The following is a 16,805-nucleotide window of genomic DNA, read 5'->3' as shown; positions in this document are numbered from 1 at the left end:
TTAAAATTGCTCGCCGGCAGCGAGATAGCGCCATTGCCCGACCGGCAAGTCGCCCAGTAAGACATTGCCGATGCGGATGCGTTTCAGTCCGACTACCTTGAGGCCGACCAGCTCGCACATGCGCCGAATCTGGCGCTTCTTGCCCTCGCGCAGCACAAAGCGCAGCTGGTCCTGATTCTGCCAGCTCACTTGCGTCGGACGCAGCGCCGCACCATCCAGACTCAGCCCATGATTCAGCAATTTCAGGCCCTGTGCGCTAAGCTGGCCTTCGACCCGTACCAGATACTCCTTGTCTACAGCGGAATTTTCACCAATCAATTGCTTGGCGATGCGCCCGTCCTGTGTCAGTACCAGCAGCCCGATAGAGTCGATATCGAGCCGCCCGGCCGGCGCCAGACCGTGGGCGTGTTCGTTGCTAAAGGCGATGCCGGACTGGTCTTCGGCGTAATGATTGGCCGTGGTGATGAGCACGCTCGCAGGCTGGTAGCCGTCCTCCGCCTGGGCGGAAACATAGCCGATGGGCTTGTTCAGCAAAATGGTAACGCGGCTGTTCTGCTCGCGTTGCGCCTGCTGCTGCAGATCGATGCGACAATTTGGTGACACCTTGGTGCCGAGCTCGGTCACCGGCACGCCATCGACGCGCACCCAGCCGCGGGCGATATACACATCAGCCTCGCGCCGCGAACACAGCCCGCGCATGGACATCAGTTTTGAAAGGCGTAGTGTTTCTTCAGACATGTTGGCGATATGATTTGTTGCGATTAGAGGCGTGATTTTACGCGGGAAATCGATTTAATACCCAAATTATTGATGAATAAAATGCGTATTGGCGACGTGTATTTTTATTTCATCAAGTGGTTGCAATAGGATTAAATGAGGGCATAATGTCCGCTATTATACCCAGATATGGATTTTGTCATGACTACAGTTCTTCACACCGGCCCTGACCGCGACATGGCGACGAATTATCTTACTGCCGCGCTTAAAATTCACAAACAAGCAGAAATAGCGCGTCATTTGGGTATAGATGCTCGTACTGTCAGGCGCTGGGTGGTTGAGCAATCAGTACCGGCGCACTATGCATTTGGCCTGCAACGCCTCTTGCCGCTCGAATTGCCGCTTGCAGATGATGTTCCCTTTACTTTTATCGATCTTTTTGCCGGTATTGGGGGCATCCGCATGGCTTTCGAAGGTTTGGGCGGGCATTGCGTTTTTACCAGCGAATGGGATAGTTATGCGCAAAAAACCTACGCAGAAAATTATCCCGGTGGGCACCAGATTAACGGCGATATTACACAAGTCGCTGCATCCGACATCCCCGATCATGATGTTCTGTTGGCTGGTTTCCCATGCCAGCCTTTCTCTATAGCAGGTGTTTCCAAGAAAAATGCGCTTGGTCGTGCTCACGGTTTTGCTTGCGAAACCCAAGGGACCCTATTTTTCGACGTTGCACGCATCATTGAAGAAAAGCGGCCTCGCGCTTTTCTGTTGGAAAACGTCAAAAATCTTGTTTCTCATGACAAGGGGCGCACCTTCGATGTCATCCGTCGCACGCTGAGTGAAGAGTTGGGTTATCACGTTTATTATCGTGTGATAGATGGTGCCCATTTTGTACCGCAGCATCGCGAACGCATACTTATTGTCGGTTTTCGTGAGCCTGTAAATTTTGATTTCGATGCCTTACCGTTGCCCGCCAAAGGCAGGCGTACACTGGGCGAAATTTTGCACAAGATCGATGGCACTGAACCGCATCTGCAATGGGATGGTGATCGGTTTTTTAATCATGCCAATCAGCGAGTTGACCCGAAATATACGCTGACCGACAAACTTTGGGCTTACTTGCAAGGCTATGCGGAAAAACACAGAGCAAAAGGCAACGGCTTCGGCTTCGGTCTGGTCACGCCAGAAAGTGTTACGCGTACGCTGTCGGCGCGCTATTACAAGGATGGTTCTGAAATCCTTGTCTATCAAGGCGAAGGCATCAATCCGCGTCGTTTGACCCCGCGTGAATGCGCACGGCTGATGGGTTTTCCGGATACGTTCAGAATTCCGGTATCGGATACACGGGCTTACAAACAGTTTGGGAATTCCGTTGTTGTTGATGTTATGGCTCACGTTGCTAAATTGATGCAGCCAATGCTTGAAGCTGATATCCTGGAACCTGAATTACCCCTTCATTACGCAACTGCCTAAGGAGAAATCATGCGTACCCAATCACGTATTCCGAAGCTACGCGACACCTCGTTTGATAGCGCATTATTGTGGTTTTCGGAGATGCAATGCAGTAATCTGCTTTTTCATCCTGAGGACGATCCTGCCGACATTATCCGTATTTCGAGTGGCGAACGCCTCTTTTCGGAAATTGAGGTTAAGGAATTGAATTTCTTGCTAAACGAACTTGAGCAAGGGATAGGGCATGAAAAGATAATTGAGGCCGCTTATCCTGTTTTTATGCATGCTTGTGGTCTTCAACTGGATGCCTGATGGTTGATATTGTTGATTCGGCTACGCGTAGCCGGATGATGGCAGGTATTAAGGGCAAGAACACCAAGCCAGAGCTTCTGGTTAGAAAATATCTGCATAGTCGAGGTCTTCGGTTCAGACTTCATGCCAAAGAGTTACCTGGGAAACCAGATTTGGTTTTCCCAAAATACAAGACAGTTGTCTTTGTGCATGGATGTTTCTGGCATCAACATCCTCGATGCAAGCTTGCAGTTATGCCTGGTAGTAATATTGAATTCTGGAAACAGAAGCTGGGTGCAAATCGGGAGCGGGATCAACGAAATAAAAAAATGCTAAAGGCACTTGGTTGGAGGATCTTGACGGTTTGGGAGTGCCAATTAAATGATCGCTATTTATCGGGTCTCGCCGGAAAAATCATAGCTAAAGATAAGGAAGTAAATGCTGAATCGACAACTCGATAGTTTGTTTTCTTACTGCGAAGGATTGAGTCACTTGGGTGGTAAAGTGATTCGTGGCGGTGAGATTTTTGCAAAGATACTAACCAAAAATGACGACTCCGGCCGCCATGGGGTCTTGGTTCCTATCGAAGCATACGATCTCTTTCCAGAGTTGCAGATTGCAGATCCTAGTCAAAATGTGACTGTGCATTTTTTAGGAGTTGATGCTATTAAAGGCGAGGAGCAGACTCTGGCATACAAGTTCTATCAACGTTATCCAGAACGCCGAATTACCTGTCTTAATGGCAATTTCAATGATAGACAACATGGTCTAAGGTTAGGGATTTTTTTGAGAGCAGATCATGTTGATGGTTCAGTTAGCTACTATGTAGACATTTTACGGGAACGTGGTGATTCCGAATTTCATCGGCTTTGTTCTTTGCTGTTTGGGGATTCAATTCCCCTTAGCGAAGGGTTATTTGTACTGCAAAACATTGATGCTCCAACTATCGTTTTTGATGATGCACTTAATGAACTTTTGACACACTTTGATCGTATACAAGGACAGGGCTATATAGATTCGCTTCGGATCGGTGATACTGGTATTGGATATACCTTTGAATCGCTGTTGGGTATTGAAGAAAATAATGACCGACGAGCTGATTTCAGGGGGATTGAGATTAAATGTAAACAGGTTAAAGAAACTGGTGGGCATGGTGGAAAGATAAATTTGTTTCAGCAAGCCCCAATGTGGGAGGAAAAGTTAACAGCGCTTGAGAGATTGCATTTGATTGGCCAGCAAGATGGTCGAGGTCGCTATTCCTGTTTTTCACAAGTGACTACGCTGGCTAATAATCTCGGGTTATCACTTGAACGGTCTGCCATCTCCGAGCAGATCGACTTATTGAAAGAGTCTGTAAGGTTTGGTTATTGGCCATTCGCGATGCTTGAGGGCCGACTCCGTGAAAAACATGCACGCGCAGTTTTTGTGAAAGCGAAAGTATCTAATGTCGCTGGCCGGCAACGATTTCATTACAATGAGTTGGTTTACTGTGAGCGACCATCAATTCAGCGTTTTACTGATCTTGTTCAAGCGAAACGGATTGTGTTTGAATTTATGATGTCCGAAAAGGAAGGGAGTGGCGTTCGTAATCACGGATACCCATGGAGATTATCGGGTGAAGAGTTTCTTAGTGAGTTGTTTTCACTGCGGGTAAAGCTCAGATGACTCCGTTGATTAGATATATTACAAAGTCCGCGAATACCGCGGCGCAGCTTCACTAGGTTGTTTGAGGTAGGCATCAAAACACATCGCGATATTGCGCAGGAACAGGCGGCCGGTTTCGGTGACGCGGATGGCGTCGGGGTGCAGTTCAACCAGGCCGTCTGCCTGCATGTCCGCAAGCTCGGCCAATGCCTCGGAGAAATAGTTGTCGAATGCAATCTGCCATTGCTGTGAAAACGCGGCTTTGTTCAATTCCAGATCGCACATGATGCGTACGATGGCGTCGCGGCGCAGCCGGTCTTCGCGGCTGATGCGCAGGCCGCGCTCGGTGGCGAGCCCGCCCGCGGCGATGCGTTGCTGGTATTCCGCCAGATTCTTGGCGTTCTGCACGTAGACTTCATCGGTCTGGCTGATGGCGGATACGCCGAAAGCGTAGATGTCGCAGTCCTTGTGCGTGGTGTAGCCCTGAAAATTGCGGTACAGCGTTTTGTTGTGCTGCGCCTTCACCAATTCGTCGTCAGGTTTGGCGAAATGATCCATGCCGATATACACATAGCCGGCGTGCCTCAGCTTGTCGAGCAGCAGTTGCTGCAGGGCGATGCGCGTCGGCAGATCCGGCAAGTCGGTTTCCTGTATCAGTTTCTGATGCTTCTTCATCCATGGCACATGGGCGTAATTGAATACAGCCAGTCGATCCGGTGCCATTTCGATAATTTGTTCGAGTGTGTCGCTGAAGCCCGCCACGGTCTGGTGCGGCAGGCCCACCATCAAGTCCATGTTGATGCTGGGGATGCCTGCATCGCGCATCCAGCCGTATACTTCGCGGATGAGCGAGGCGGTCTGTACGCGGTTGACCGCCTGTTGCACGCTGAGATCGAGATCCTGCACGCCCAGGCTCAGCCGGTTGAAACCGCTGTCTGCCAGTGCTTGCACATGCTCGCGGCTCAGTTCGCGCGGATCGACCTCGCAGCCGATTTCAGCATCGCTGGCGATATTGAAGCTGGCGCGCAGATGGGCGTACAGGCGGCGAATGTCGTCCGGGTGCAGATAGGTAGGTGTGCCACCGCCCCAGTGGATTTGGCGGACTGTACGGTTGGATGTGGCAAGTGCTGCCATACGATCGATTTCCTTGAACAGGAACTCCAGATACTCAGTGGCTTTGGCGTAATTTCTGGTCGCGACCATGTTGCAGCCGCAGTAATAACACAGGCTGTCGCAAAACGGTATGTGCACATACAGCGATAAATCGCGTCCGCTGCTCTGTGTTTGCTGTAATTCTTCCAGCCATGCGGCTTCACCAAAGTTTTCGGAAAAATAAGGTGCCGTTGGGTAGGAGGTATAGCGCGGCCCCGGTTTGTTGTATTTTTCCAGTAAGGACGCTGTCAGTTCCATGATCGATGGTGTAAATGCTTAAAAGGATAATGTTGTCGATTATAGGCCGGATGTGGGTCGTCGCGCTAGCTGCTTCGTTGTGGATTCAGCGATGGGCGGCCAGCAGGTGCGTGACCTTGGGAAGCTCGTTGCCGAGATGGAATGAGCGGCTTTGTTCGATGACATCCTGATCCGCCACGGTAACGCGTTCATGCTGGCGCAAATGCTCAAGCCAGGATTCGACCATGAAACATTCGACGATGCGCTCGGGATGTTCCATATCGTTGAACAGCTCCCACATGAAAGCGCCGTCACGTCGCCGCAGCCTTTGCATCTGATGCATGACATGGGTGAATTCCTGCATTCTGGCCGGGTCGATATGATATTCCACCGTGACCATCACCGGTCCGCTATCGATTTCGAACTCCGAAGCTACTGAAGGAGTCGGCCAGTATATCGACGGCGACAGGTCGGCTATGTCGTGGCGTCCGATGCGGTATGAACGTACCGCAATAATGCCGAACAGCGCTCCGATGGCCGCGGCGGTAAGGGCATAGGGTATGCTTATCCATGAAGCGACTTGTCCCCATAGCGCGCTGCCCGCAGCCATGCCGCCCATGAACACTACCCAGAATAGCGCCAGCCCCCGTGCCCGTACCCAGGCTGGCAAGGCCGTCTGGGCTGCCGTCATCAACGACGATACGACGGAAATCCAGGCCATGCCCGTAACCAGCATTGCGCCAGCGGCCGCATAGACGTTTCCGCTATGTGCCAGCGCCAGCATCGCAATTGCATAAAGCACAGTGGCGCTTGCTACGATTTTGTCGCGAGACAGGCGGGTATTTATCTGCGGCAGCAATAATGCGCCCGCAATAGCGCCTATTCCCAGACAGGCCAGGAATAGGCCATAAGTGCCAGGGCCGCTGTTGAGATGATGGCGGACGATCAAAGGCAGCAATGCCCACGAAGCGCTGGCGAACACGAAGAAAGCTGCACCCCTGATCAATACCGCCCGTAATTCCGGGGAGTGGCGTGCGTAACGCAGCCCCGCACGCACGGCACCGACAACGCGTTCGGCAGGCAGTTCGCTTTGTTTTGGCGGACGTTGCCATGTTTTCAGCGCGGCAAGGACAGCGAGAAACGAGACAGCGTTGAGTACAAAGACCATGCCGGGGCCAACGGCGGCAACGATCAAACCAGCGAGTGCCGGGCCGACGGAACGGGAAACGTTCATGCCCATGGAATTCAGCGCTATGGTCGCCTGCAGTTCGTTACGCGGCACCAGTTCCGGTGTAATGGCGCCCCATGCAGGCATCATCATTGCGGTGCCTATGCCGAGGGCGAATGTAAATACCAGCAGAATCGGAGCCGTCGTGACGCCCGACAGCGTAAGTACGCCCAGCGTCCCGGCGATAAGCATCATCCATATTTGGGAAGCGATCAGGTAACGCCGCCGGTCGACGATATCCGCCAGCGCACCGGCGGGCAATGCCAGCAGAAATACCGGCGCAGTCGTGGCCGCCTGCACCAGCGCCACCATCAGGGGACTGGGCGCGAGCGAGGTCATCAGCCAGCCTGCGCCGACCTCATGCATCCAGGAGCCGATATTCGAGACTATCGAAGCGACCCACATCATCCGGAATACTTTGTGGCGCAACGGTGCCCAGGGAGAAATCAAGTGCTTAGGCGTATCTGCGGTCATGGCGTTTTAATCTGATCGGATTGCCGAATAAGTGGTCATGCGGTATCAGGAATTATGCACTATTCTGCGATTTTTTATCCAGGCGATAGCAGATATGCATTGGCGGTGATAGAGCCGGGGGAAATCGGGTCACGGACAGCACAAACAAAAACGGCTCAGGAATTTAATCCTGAGCCGTTGTCTTGTCTGGTGGGCGATACTGGGTTCGAACCAGTGACCCCTGCCGTGTGAATCGAAAACAAAGCTGTTTTGCCAGAATAGGTTATAAATAATACGCTAAAAAACATTAGGTTATCTTAGCTGCTCATAGCTCTAGTTAGCTGGTCTTTTACTCTTCAGTGTGGCACCAGTGTGGCAGAAATCTAAAAGCCACTGTTTGTCCTCTGCATCCATATTTTGCGCGCCAGCGATTCTCTGTCGCCCTTTTTCCAGAAATGCCACTTGCGTGTTTCTCAGTTCAGCGTCAAGTTGGCTGGCGACCATCGCCGGATCATCCGCAATGATTCCCGTCTGTTTGAATGTCATTCGCTCCCGAAAACGCTTCATAAAACGTCTTAACCAGGAAGAGGCGGATTCAAGCTCTAGCGTATTCATCAGGATTGAGTAGGCTTGCCGATCTGATATCCATCGATGTACCAAGGCGTTAGCTACTGCGCGCTTAAAATCATCAGATTGCATGGGAGCCTCTGAGTTTATAAAGCGGCGGATAACCCGCTTCTTTTTATTGAGTAATACGTCTTTATCGAGTTTGGACAGGGTAGCTTTTGTATCAGACTCATCTTGTCCAAACAGGGCAGCCGAAAATTGAAAATTTGATATGCCAGGCTGTTTACAGCGCTGGCAGGGCACATCGTCAAAAGCGACGTATCGCTCTCCGTTTGTCCAAACCTCACAATTATTTGCTCCGTCTGCGGTGTGGCAGGCGCGTTGGCGGATGTACCGTAGCGTGCTAGACGTGAATTCTACCGGAAGGTTCGCGCGCGGTTTTCTAATACTGCGCGCCTTCCAGTCAAGTAGCACCCTGTTTAGAGCCCATTCGTGTTCACGTAGCGGCACTGCGTACCCCCCTATTTTTGTCCTCCCCCCAAATTTTTGTATTGATGCACGATGCACAACATCGTACTGATTAGCAGAGAGGAGCTTAAGATGAGTAGAAATTACCAACTATTGGAGCGGATGTCTAGCCTTCCAGATGATATTTTAGTGGGCGTTGAAGAAGTGGCGGAGATAACGGGATTTGCTCAGATCACTATTCAGCAAAGGCGGATAAAAGGATTTCCGCTGCCAATAAATAATGTGCGTATTTTGAAATGGCGGCTTGGCAATATCAGGGAGTGGATAAGATCTTCTGGTCAATCAAGTAGCGCAAAAAAATGAGTGCAGCAAATACCCAGATTCTACTTGCATCACTCTTGGGAGATAGAGAAATAGTTGCATTCCGCCCAGCGCTAGCTAGACGCCTTGGAGCGATTCCAGCCTTATTTCTTTGTCAAGCTTGTTATTGGCAGGGTATTGCCGGAGCTGGTGAATGGTGGTTTAAGTTAAGAGATGGTGATAAGGATCAAAATGGCAACCTCATACCTCCAACGAAGGCTAGTAGGCAGAGCTGGGAATGGGAGTTAGGTCTTGGTAGGGGAGAGCAAGAGGAGGCGAGAAAAATCCTTAAGCAGCATGGATTGCTGGAAGAAAGAAGGCTTGGTGTCCCAGCGAAGCTACATTATTTGGTTAATTTGAAAAATTTGTCTGATTTTCTTCTTAATAATCAACAGATAGCGGTATTCCACCATCTAGATGGTGAAATGCCGCCATCTAGATGGCAGGAATCAACCAACAAGATGGTTGGAATTCAACCATCTAATACAGAGACTAATGCAAAGATTACAACAAAGATTAAAAACACTACCACCACAGCAGTTGGTGGTAGTGTTTTTAATGAACTACCAGATCATTTACAAAAGAAAGCATGGCAGGCAACTCAAAACTTAAACCCGGATCTCCAGCGTGATGTAGTGGATGAGCTGATTGGGCAAATCAGTGAAGGGGTAGCAAAATATCCGGAGCGGTTACTGCTAACCCTTGTGCAGGCTGCAAGGAATGAAAATCTGACCCTGGATTTTGCTTATAAAATTAGGAAAAAACGCGCCGCTGTCATTAGGCAGGTAGCTGCCAAGGAAACCTCGTCGCCATTCAAAAACGATGCTGACTCCACTTTGATGATTAAGGCTGGCGAAGACTTTTTTAAAAAAGTAAGGGATAAAGCTGCTTCAAAAAAATTAACATGAAAAAACCACCACCAGACCGCCACCAGCGGTCTGTTTTACCACGCAACCCGTTTTATGCTTAAAATGGCCGATAGTGGCACTTTAATCACCTATTCAACCCCCCTCTCTTGTCTGCCCATAAAAAACGTATCAAAAGCCTAATAAACACGTTTTGTGCGTATTTTACCAATCTGTTGCGCCCTTGTTCTACAGCCAACATCAAGCAATATACCAAGGTGGGTCACATGTGACTCATGTAAAACAGTTTTGCCATTAATTTTGGGTCACAAGTGACCCAATCATATTTTCAAGGTGCGTTTCGCTCGATTCGTTACCATTTACCCCCCCGATTTCTGTCCTCCCCCTCCCGCTCGATTTTGCAGCAAAGTGCGCATATGCACTCGCATACAGCGAATACGCACTGTTTTTATATAAGTTTTCGATGTTTTGAGGATAAAAATGCAAACGACAAAAACGCTAACTGTCAGAGTCCCACTGGGGATTTTTGAACAAGTGGTCACAGAAGCAGAATCAGCCAGGATCAGTGTTGCAGACTACATCCGTAAGTCTCTATCCGACTGTTTGGCTGCGGATCACCAAGCCGATCTTTTGACTGGTATGGAACAACGCATCGTTGAAAAGCTTGGTCATCTCCAGCAATCAATTGATCAAATTGGAGCAAGCCATGACCATGACTGAGACCGAAACGACTTTGCAAAAACTCCGTGAACGCGAAGCACGAATCAAGCGTCGCATGCGCGAAATTCAGTCCCGTACTAAATCTGATGAACGCAAACGCCGCTCTGCAAAATTGATCCGCTGGGGCGTTGTCGTTGAAGCGCTTCTTAAATCAGGTGAAATTGATGCTGTCGAATGGGTAAATTCGTGTCGTCAAATTCTTAAAAGTGAGCGTGATAAAGAGATTGCGACCTCAAATTTAATTCCCTCGTTGCCAAACGAGGCGCACTTACCTGTTTCTCCTGCGGAGAAACAGTGCGCACCTGCGGCGGGCGAAAATCGCGAAGATTAAAAGCCATCTCCGCCATGAGTATTTTCCACCTTAGCGTCAAGCGCGGCAGCCGATCTAAAAATCTGCTGTCCGTCGACAAGCATGATTACATCATGCGGCTTGGTCGTTTCGCTAAGCGCCACGATGGTGAATTGGCATTTTCAGAAAGTGGAAATATGCCTTCATGGGCAACTGATGATCCGCGCAAATTTTGGGTAGAGGTAGACGCGCATGAGCGTGCAAACGCGACGCTCTACCACGAAGTCGAATTCGCCCTTCCGCTTGAGCTGACGCGGCAGCAGCAGATCGAGGCCGCACGAGAGTATGTGCAGCAAATCTGTGGCACTCAACATCCATTTGAATGGGGTTTGCATGATAAAGAGGGTAACCCTCATGTCCACCTCGAATTCTCTGGTCGAATGCTTGATGGCATCGAGCGCGACGCCGATCGGTTTTTCAAGCGTTACAACGCCAAGAATCCAGAACTTGGTGGTTGCCGGAAAGAGGCCAGCGGCGATGCGCGCGGCCCTGAATGGGTAAAGCAGATACGGGAAAACTGGCAAGACGTTGCTAATCGTCATCTGGCAGCAGCAGGCAGTGATGCTCAGATCGATCATCGTAGTCACAAAGCCCGAGGGCTGGATGAAATCCCAGGTGTGCACATTGGGCGTAAAGCGACACGTCTGGAGAAAAGCGGAAAAGTCACAAAGCGCGGCCTGCGAAATCGTGAGGCTGCGTATCTTAATTCGCATTTAAGCGCTGTAAAAAAAGGGATTTTCAACCAGGAAAGGAAAATCAATGGAACCCAAAAACCAACCCGTTCTTTCACACCTTGGCGCAACGGCACAGAAGATCGTCCGGGATTGCGGGCTAGCCAAAACGCTCGGCCGCAGCGTATGCCTACATTGCATCAACCGGGTACTGGCCAGCGACTCGCAGAATCGAGCGACGCTCTATTGCAAGGAGCTCTTCAGGGATCTGGAAACCGAGATCGTGAGCTGCACCAGCTACACCCCGGAAAAATAGATTGTAACGAAGGTCAAGCCCGCCGACAGGCATACAAAGCGATGCTGCTGGAAAAAGCGTATCAAACACAAATCACATCCGGTCTGCGCGACCAGCTTCGCTTTGTTCAAACACACACAGACAGAATCGAGATCCGTCTGAACTCAGGTGCCAGCGTAACCGACAAGGGCGACACCATGATCACCCATGGCACCGATTATTCAGCCATTCGCGCCATGGTGGAACTGGCCAAGACCAAAGGCTGGAAGCAAATCACGCTCAGCGGCTCTGCAGACTTTAAACGCCAAGTGGCAGATGAGGCCCGCGCCGCTGGCCTCATTATCGCCAGTAACAATCTCAATCAGGAGGGTAAACCTATGTTAACAGCAGGAGGAGTGCCGGCACTTACACCCGATGTAGGTGCGGTCGATGTTCAAAAAGAAAAGAGTGCCAAGCGTTGGGTCGAATTATTAAACCATAAACGCGAGGCGCTGGAAGACGAGAAGCAGAAATTGCGTGACCGGCTCAACGCTTTGGGCAATGAGGTCGATCTCAAACAGTTGGAACGCGATGTAGCCGGCGAATTCGGTGATGAAAGCTACCGTGAGGCGCTTCGTCACTGGCAATTGGCGGATAAAACTGCCAAAGAAGCCAGCATTTTCAGCCGATCCAGACGCGAACAAGATGCCCTCAAGGCTCGCGAATCCTTCGCAGCCGAGTATCGCCGCGTGCTGGCCCAGCCGGAAGCAGCGCAGCGCCTGCAAAGCGCCCATAAGATCAAAACTGACCGCGAGGCGTTGCTTCGCCAGATACAGCAAATCGAAGCAGTGACTTTCCAGTTACAGGTCCATGCAGTCAGTCCGGAAAATACCGATCGACTGTTCCGCGAAGCATGGGCGGCGCGTAACACACGACCCCTGTCCGACTGGCAAAAGGAAATTCTCACCGCTGAATTTGAGCGAGAGGAAACACAGAAAGCCTTGGAATTAGAGGCTGAGCGCGAGCGCGCCGCAATTGCGCGCCAGGAACAGTCCGTACGTGAAGCACAAGCTCAAAAGAAAGCCGAGGAGTTGCGCGATCAACTCAGTCAAGACACCAGCCTGTTACCCGAACAGATTGAAGAAAAAGAAGCGCTTATGGCCTATTTTGAAGCCCTTGCCGATGGCCACGACGAAGAGGAGGCACGCGAACGCGCAAAAAAATCTAACGCCCCGCGTCCGCGCTAATTACACGCCGCGCGGGGCTGTTTTATTTTTAACCCACACAGGAGGAATACGAACATGAGTAATACAACCATTCAATTGCGACCACAACCTCAAAAACGAGGCTTGGTGTGGCTGATAAAGCAATCAGCCGTTGGCCTTGGCAAAGGCTGGGCCTGGTCGCTGGGTTTAACCAGTCTCAAAAACGAGGGTGTGCGCATTGCCAGCAATGTATCAGATCTTGGGGCATATGTTCACCGCAAACTGACGGAACAGCCCACCTGCCGGCATGAATCGTTCAATGATGCCGTTGACCGGCTTGGCCTCACCGAGGAGGACTTGATTCGTCAGGCGAAAATATTCAATTCGCGTGCCGCCAACTGGTTCCTGTCCGCAGCCATCGGGCTGCTCTGGATGGCATTTCTGCCTACCTCCAATTCGCCGTTTTCTCATTTTCTGTTGTGCTTCGGCATCATTTTGATGAGCTCCGCCAAGGCCGTTACCTGGCGATTTAGGTTCTGCCAGATTCGCGAAGAACAGCTGTTCGGATTTGGCGAATGGCTGCGTGGGGAGGCCGGGAAATGGTAAAGCTAAAGTTTATGCAAACAGTGGCCAGACGATTTTCCGGATTAACGCCACACCAAAAACACGGACTCAAGATTTTGACGGTATGCCTGGGCGTGTATGTATTAGGGTTGTCGCTTCGCTTCGCGATGCATATGCCGCTCTTGTTCGAACTGCCTATGCCCATCTGGGGAAAACCATGAAAACAAAAACAACCAGTACAGCTCTTCTGGCCGTTGCCCTGTTGCTGCTCACCGGCGTTGCCGGTGCAGCAGACCAGGCAGCGAGCCTGAATCAATTCACCCCGCCTGCCGGCGATGTCTCTGTCGAATATTTGCGTGAAATATTCGGTGGGCTGGTCGACTCTGTCATCCACAACACACAACCAGGCGCCGGGCAGACGGATGGCGTACTGGGGGCTATGTTCAGGGTCTATAACGGCGCGGTCATGTTTTTGGGAATGTTGTTTGTCGCCTACACCAGCATGAAAGGCTTGGTCGACAGCGCGCACGACGGCGAGGTGTTGGGCAAGAAAATGTCATCAATATGGGTGCCGCTACGCACCGTCGGCGGTAGCGCCTTAGTTCTACCGCTCTCGTCAGGCTATTCGCTTATTCAGGTAGTCATCCTGTGGCTGGCCGTGCAGGGAGCCGGTATCGGCGATAGCATATGGACGGCAGCGATTGACCAGTTGTCATTGGACGGCTCGCTGACGCATGTCAGCATGCCGGATTCCCGTCCACTCGCCGCTAATATTCTTCGTTATGAAGTGTGTGCGGCCGCGATGAACAAACAATTCAGCGAATCCGGACGCACCACCCGCATCCTGGTCTCGGAATCGCAGCAACACGCTTCAAACAGCAGTGAGGTGAATGCAGGCGGCCTGGCTGGCGCCGCCTTGCCGGGCTATGCGGCATACAGCGCTGTTTCCTCTTATCTGAATGCATCGTACACGACCACCTCATTCAGCTGGGGGTCACCTGACTATATCAACCCGGCAGTGTGCGGCTCACTCAATTGGCAAGAATCGCAGCAGTCCAATATGGGGGCAGGCAACACCAATATCGTGAAGGCGCCCATCATCGCGGCACAGGCACAAGCGGTACGCGCCATGATCGCTCAGCTCCAGCCGGTGGCCCAGCAGATCGTCGATTACAAGACCCCGGCACCCGGTGCGATCGATGCGGCCGCCGCTGCTTATGAAAACACCATTCAGGCTGCAGCGCATCAGGCAATCAAGCTGTCGCCCGACGTAGCGCGGGAAGGGTTCTTGCAATATGCGCGCGACGGTGGCTGGATCTATGCCGGTACCTGGTTTAACCACATTATTTCTCTCAACGATGCCATCCAGTCAGCCGTTAACACGCTGCCTGTCAGCCGGCCAATGGACATCGAGGATAAGGAAGCCCAAGAGGTGCTGTTAAATTACCAAAGCGCAATGACAACCACCGATCAATACCTCAAAAATCGCAGCGGCGCGCCGCATGCTGCTTATGATGCCGAGGTCGATGCGGCGTTGGTACCGCATTCCTGGGACGATTTCATGCGCCTGCTGTCCCTTCCTGCATTGAAGGGCATCGAGACAGTCACAACTGATATCGCTGGCTCCAATCTTTCTCCGGTCAGTCAGCTTCGCGTAACCGGAAATGACATGGTCACTGCCGGGGTGGTGATCCAGGGGGCGATCTTCACCGCAGCCGGTATTGCCGGTGCGCGTGGCGTGGATTGGACAGTGGGCAATCTCTTTGATTTCAAGTCGGCTATTGCCACCGTGTCCAGCTCCATTAACATCCTCATTGCGATCTTGTGGGCTACGGGCCTGTCTTTGGCCTATTACTTGCCAGCCACTCCTTATATCGCCTTTATGACCGGGGTGGCGAGGTGGCTCGTAAGCGTATTCGAGGCAGTGTTGGCAGGCCCAATTTTGGCAGTTGCGCACATACCGGAAGGTGATGATGCTGTGGGCAAAGCAGGCCCGGGGTACATGCTCATCTTGGCTATGGTTATACAACCTGCCTTGATGTTGTTTGCGTTGGTGGCATCCATCGCTATCTCCAAACCGTTGGCTAATTTGGTGAACCAGGGTTTTATGGCCATGGTCTCCGGCATCACCGCCGGCAGCTTCACCGGTCTGTTGGGATTCGTGGCGCTGTGTGCCGTTTATACCGTAATAATGATTACAGTGCTTCACGTCTGCTTTGGGCTGATCCATTCCATGCCAGAACAGGTAATGCGGTTTATCGGTGGTGCAGTGGGAGGTCGAAATATCGCCGAAGGCCTCGACAAAGAGGCTGGTCACAGCTTAAGCGGCGGCACGGATAAAGCGGTGGGCGGTTTGACCAGCCATGGCATGGGTGGTAGCGCCGGCGCGCCGGCAGCATCCCCGTCCGCCTCTGCCAATCCCTTATCCCAAGCCGAAAAGGATCGCGAAAATGCAATCCACCTGGGTGGCTGATTTCTTTAACTGACAGGAGACGAAGATCTTATGCAAAATTCAATCTCAATCATGCGTATTTCATTTCTGATGCTGATCCTGGCCGTATCGACACCAGTATTGGCGGACGACAGTCCGACGTTGTCGCCGTTGCCGAGCCAGAGCCCGAACATGGTGCAGTGTCTATCAGCCGGCCAAAACGCCCGACAAAACCCGAGTCCGTGCCAGAGCGGCGACTATCCGTGTGCAATGCGGATTCAACAAGAAGCCAACACAGCTGCAGAAGCGTGCAAGAAGGCGGTAGAAGAGCTTATGCCAACGCCGTTACCCGTTCAGTCCAACCTTATTCAGTAAAGGAGTTTGTCATGCCGAAAATGCTTATTTCCAATGTTCTGATCGATGATCTGATCTGCGAATCAGATCCGGAGCTTGAAGGACAGCCTCAGGCTGAAATTTACATTAAGGCGCTGCGTTCGCTATTGCGCCCAGCACTGAACCAGGTGATCAAGGCGTGTAAAACGCCGGTGGATTTGCAGCGCGTGGCAGCTGAGCAATCCGACAAGATGTCGATATGCAGGACAACGTCGATGGCTTACCGGCTGTTTCTTGCCAACTTGGCTGAATCCGATGATGTGCCTCCGGCGTGTTTTCAGAACATTTAAAGTGCGTAAGGTGAACGTTTATGGGGCATGCCCTGCGGGCACAAAGACGCTTTGCTGCGCTCGTGGCTTTGCCACCGGCTCCGCGGCGCGCTGCGCTTGCAGGTTATGGAAACGCCAGCCCTACGGGCTCGCGTTGCTCAAAAAAAGCTTTTGGTTTCGCAAAGAGAGCGTACCAACTCAAAGACGAAGCGTCTCGCAGTGCCATCCCAAAATCAAGGCGCGCTGCGCTCCAGTCCTCACCCGGTCCCCTGCGGGGCTGCGGCTTCCGGGCTGGTCCTTGATTTCGTGCTGTCCCAGCGAGCCGTTCGCCCCATCGTTGGTACGCTCCAGCGAAACCGGTTGGTAGGGCAAGTGCAACGGCAACGGCCAAACCATCGGTTGAATGAGCGGGGTGGCCACACCCAGCAAGCCACGGCTTCGCCGGTTTGCCGGGGTGTAATAAATGGCGAAGAAATTTGAGGGATACATTT

At 51.7% G+C, this 16,805-nt stretch carries 18 protein-coding genes; 13 read left to right on the top strand and 5 right to left on the bottom strand.

What is annotated here, in order from left to right:
* A complete protein-coding gene (locus CAP31_RS08690; protein WP_223247222.1) occupies positions 1 to 738 on the bottom strand; it encodes a pseudouridine synthase in 738 nt (245 codons plus the stop codon).
* 180 nt (positions 739 to 918) lie between these two features.
* On the opposite strand from CAP31_RS08690, the gene dcm reads away from it, so the two are divergent.
* Genes dcm through CAP31_RS08670 form a run of 4 tightly spaced genes read left to right on the top strand, consistent with a single transcriptional unit; the run spans position 919 to position 4,128 of the window.
* Positions 919 to 2,193, top strand: coding sequence for a DNA (cytosine-5-)-methyltransferase (gene dcm, locus CAP31_RS08685; RefSeq protein ID WP_304442132.1), 1,275 nt, complete (start codon positions 919 to 921; stop codon positions 2,191 to 2,193).
* A 9-nt stretch (positions 2,194 to 2,202) separates the two neighbouring features.
* The gene (locus tag CAP31_RS08680; RefSeq protein ID WP_087447175.1) at positions 2,203 to 2,484 is read left to right on the top strand and encodes a hypothetical protein; all 282 of its coding nucleotides are present in this window, start codon (positions 2,203 to 2,205) and stop codon (positions 2,482 to 2,484) included.
* Positions 2,484 to 2,924, top strand: coding sequence for a very short patch repair endonuclease (locus CAP31_RS08675; RefSeq protein ID WP_087447174.1), 441 nt, complete (start codon positions 2,484 to 2,486; stop codon positions 2,922 to 2,924). The genes CAP31_RS08680 and CAP31_RS08675 overlap by 1 nt, the downstream gene beginning before the upstream one ends.
* Positions 2,902 to 4,128: an MvaI/BcnI family restriction endonuclease gene (locus tag CAP31_RS08670; protein ID WP_087447173.1), complete on the top strand. Its 1,227-nt coding sequence runs from the start codon at positions 2,902 to 2,904 to the stop codon at positions 4,126 to 4,128. The genes CAP31_RS08675 and CAP31_RS08670 overlap by 23 nt, the downstream gene beginning before the upstream one ends.
* 18 nt (positions 4,129 to 4,146) lie before the next feature.
* Here the strand turns inward: CAP31_RS08670 and hemN are convergent, their stop codons facing one another.
* The 3 genes from hemN to CAP31_RS08655 all read right to left on the bottom strand — a co-directional run bounded on the left by hemN (position 4,147) and on the right by CAP31_RS08655 (position 8,254).
* Positions 4,147 to 5,517: an oxygen-independent coproporphyrinogen III oxidase gene (gene hemN, locus CAP31_RS08665; RefSeq protein WP_087447172.1), complete on the bottom strand. Its 1,371-nt coding sequence runs from the start codon at positions 5,515 to 5,517 to the stop codon at positions 4,147 to 4,149.
* A gap of 85 nt (positions 5,518 to 5,602) precedes the next feature.
* On the bottom strand, positions 5,603 to 7,198 hold the full coding sequence (locus CAP31_RS08660; RefSeq protein ID WP_087447171.1) for an MFS transporter: 1,596 nt from the start codon (positions 7,196 to 7,198) through the stop codon (positions 5,603 to 5,605).
* Between the two features lie 312 nt (positions 7,199 to 7,510).
* Positions 7,511 to 8,254 (bottom strand): hypothetical protein, encoded by a 744-nt coding sequence (locus tag CAP31_RS08655; protein WP_157662715.1) that lies wholly within the window; start codon positions 8,252 to 8,254, stop codon positions 7,511 to 7,513.
* Between the two features lie 90 nt (positions 8,255 to 8,344).
* On the opposite strand from CAP31_RS08655, the gene CAP31_RS08650 reads away from it, so the two are divergent.
* The 9 genes from CAP31_RS08650 to CAP31_RS08615 all read left to right on the top strand — a co-directional run bounded on the left by CAP31_RS08650 (position 8,345) and on the right by CAP31_RS08615 (position 16,335).
* Positions 8,345 to 8,575, top strand: a complete 231-nt coding sequence (locus CAP31_RS08650) for an AlpA family transcriptional regulator (RefSeq protein ID WP_157662714.1) — start codon at positions 8,345 to 8,347, stop codon at positions 8,573 to 8,575.
* Complete coding sequence (locus CAP31_RS08645; protein ID WP_087447168.1) at positions 8,572 to 9,480, top strand: hypothetical protein; 909 nt, start codon at positions 8,572 to 8,574, stop codon at positions 9,478 to 9,480. The genes CAP31_RS08650 and CAP31_RS08645 overlap by 4 nt, the downstream gene beginning before the upstream one ends.
* A 438-nt stretch (positions 9,481 to 9,918) precedes the next feature.
* Positions 9,919 to 10,158, top strand: a complete 240-nt coding sequence (locus tag CAP31_RS14820; protein WP_157662713.1) for a hypothetical protein — start codon at positions 9,919 to 9,921, stop codon at positions 10,156 to 10,158.
* Positions 10,145 to 10,489 carry a hypothetical protein gene (locus tag CAP31_RS08640; protein ID WP_157662712.1) on the top strand — a complete coding sequence of 115 codons (345 nt, stop codon included), beginning with the start codon at positions 10,145 to 10,147 and terminating at the stop codon, positions 10,487 to 10,489. Before CAP31_RS14820 ends, CAP31_RS08640 begins: the two co-directional genes overlap by 14 nt.
* A gap of 14 nt (positions 10,490 to 10,503) precedes the next feature.
* Positions 10,504 to 12,699: a MobA/MobL family protein gene (locus CAP31_RS08635; RefSeq protein WP_087447166.1), complete on the top strand. Its 2,196-nt coding sequence runs from the start codon at positions 10,504 to 10,506 to the stop codon at positions 12,697 to 12,699.
* Between the two features lie 54 nt (positions 12,700 to 12,753).
* A complete protein-coding gene (locus tag CAP31_RS08630; RefSeq protein ID WP_087447165.1) occupies positions 12,754 to 13,263 on the top strand; it encodes a hypothetical protein in 510 nt (169 codons plus the stop codon).
* Positions 13,226 to 15,694 carry a DotA/TraY family protein gene (locus CAP31_RS08625; RefSeq protein WP_157662711.1) on the top strand — a complete coding sequence of 823 codons (2,469 nt, stop codon included), beginning with the start codon at positions 13,226 to 13,228 and terminating at the stop codon, positions 15,692 to 15,694. The genes CAP31_RS08630 and CAP31_RS08625 overlap by 38 nt, the downstream gene beginning before the upstream one ends.
* A 30-nt stretch (positions 15,695 to 15,724) precedes the next feature.
* Positions 15,725 to 16,027 (top strand): hypothetical protein, encoded by a 303-nt coding sequence (locus CAP31_RS08620; protein ID WP_087447163.1) that lies wholly within the window; start codon positions 15,725 to 15,727, stop codon positions 16,025 to 16,027.
* Positions 16,028 to 16,038: 11 nt separating this feature from the next.
* Positions 16,039 to 16,335 carry a hypothetical protein gene (locus tag CAP31_RS08615; protein WP_087447162.1) on the top strand — a complete coding sequence of 99 codons (297 nt, stop codon included), beginning with the start codon at positions 16,039 to 16,041 and terminating at the stop codon, positions 16,333 to 16,335.
* A gap of 177 nt (positions 16,336 to 16,512) precedes the next feature.
* Here CAP31_RS08615 and CAP31_RS08610 read toward each other — a convergent pair whose 3' ends face one another.
* On the bottom strand, positions 16,513 to 16,803 hold the full coding sequence (locus tag CAP31_RS08610; protein WP_087447161.1) for a hypothetical protein: 291 nt from the start codon (positions 16,801 to 16,803) through the stop codon (positions 16,513 to 16,515).
* Between the last annotated feature and the right edge of the window lie 2 nt (positions 16,804 to 16,805).

The sequence above is a fragment of the Sulfuriferula sp. AH1 genome (genome assembly GCF_002162035.1).
Lineage (GTDB): Bacteria > Pseudomonadota > Gammaproteobacteria > Burkholderiales > Sulfuriferulaceae > Sulfuriferula.
Note: the sequence above shows the minus strand (reverse complement) of the source record. Positions and strands in the feature narration are given on the sequence as shown.